The following is a 1268-nucleotide window of genomic DNA, read 5'->3' on the forward strand; positions in this document are numbered from 1 at the left end:
TGACCTGCCCCTGCCGATTTCCTCCAGTTGAAGTTAGAGTCCGGCCTTCTGAAGGACGGACAGATGAAGCGAGCCAGGTTTACGGAAGAGCAGATTATTGGCGTGCTGCGTGAGCATGAGGCGGGTGCGAAGGCTGCCGATTTGGCGCGGAAGCATGGCGTCTCTGAAGCGACGCTGTACAATTGGAAGGCGAAGTTCGGCGGTCTGGACGTCTCCGATGCCAAGCGGTTGCGGCAACTCGAGGACGAGAACGCCAAGCTGAAGAAGCTGCTGGCCGAGCAGATGCTGGATGCTGCAGCGCTACGCGAGCTTTTGTCAAAAAAATGGTAGGGCCCGTCGCCAAGCGCGAAGCCGTCGCGCACCTGCAGGCCGTCATGGGTCTGTCGGAGCGGCGGGCCTGCGGCATCGTCGGCGCTGACCGCAAGATGGTTCGGTACCGATCGTGCCGACCGCCGGACACCGAACTACGCGGCCACTTGCGCGAGCTTGCTAATGCCCGTCGGCGGTTCGGCTACCGCCGGCTGTTCGTGCTGCTTCGCCAGCAGGGCGAGCCGTCCGGGCGGAACCGGATCTACCGTCTGTATCGAGAGGAAGGCCTCAGCGTGCGCAAGCGCCGGGCCCGCCGGCGCGCCGTGGGCACCCGAGCGCCGATATTGGTCGAGGCTCGGCCGAACGCCCGGTGGTCGCTGGATTTTGTCCACGACCAGTTCGCCAGCGGCCGTCGCTTCCGGGTCCTGAATATCGTCGATGACGTGACCCGGGAATGTCTGGCGGCCATCCCCGACACCTCGATCCCCGGGCGGCGGGTGGCACGCGAACTGACGGCGCTGATCAATCAGCGCGGCAAGCCGGGCATGATCGTCTCCGACAACGGCACCGAGTTCACCTGCAATGCCATGCTGGCCTGGTCGGAGGAGAACAAGATCGACTGGCACTTCATTGCGCCGGGCAAGCCGATGCAGAACGGCTTCTGTGAAAGCTTCAACGGCCGGATGCGGGACGAGCTTCTCAACGAAACCTTGTTCTTCGGCCTCGATCACGCCCGCGCCAAGATTGCGGATTGGGTCGGCGACTACAACGGCCAACGCCCGCATTCCTCGCTCGGCTATCTGACCCCTGCGGCCTATGCCGCCTACCTCACCGCAACGTGCGATCGGCTGCGCAACCCCGACCAGCTCCGCCGATCGCACGTTGCTCACACCGCGCCAAACGGCGTAAAACCCACTCGGACTCTAAACGCTACTGGATGAAACTTCGGTGGCAGGTCA

At 63.8% G+C, this 1268-nt stretch carries 1 protein-coding gene and 1 pseudogene; both read left to right on the forward strand.

Annotated elements, in window-relative coordinates; genetic code table 11:
• Nucleotides 1-63: 63 nt before the first annotated feature.
• Nucleotides 64-216: pseudogene (locus tag H1B27_RS40725) on the forward strand (transposase); the annotation flags it as partial.
• On the forward strand, nt 183-1250 hold the full coding sequence (locus H1B27_RS39595; RefSeq protein ID WP_246516084.1) for an IS3 family transposase: 1068 nt from the start codon (nt 183-185) through the stop codon (nt 1248-1250). The pseudogene H1B27_RS40725 and the gene H1B27_RS39595, both read left to right, overlap by 34 nt.
• The last annotated feature ends 18 nt before the right edge of the window (nt 1251-1268 follow it).

This window comes from Bradyrhizobium diversitatis (assembly GCF_016031635.1).
GTDB lineage: Bacteria > Pseudomonadota > Alphaproteobacteria > Rhizobiales > Xanthobacteraceae > Bradyrhizobium > Bradyrhizobium diversitatis.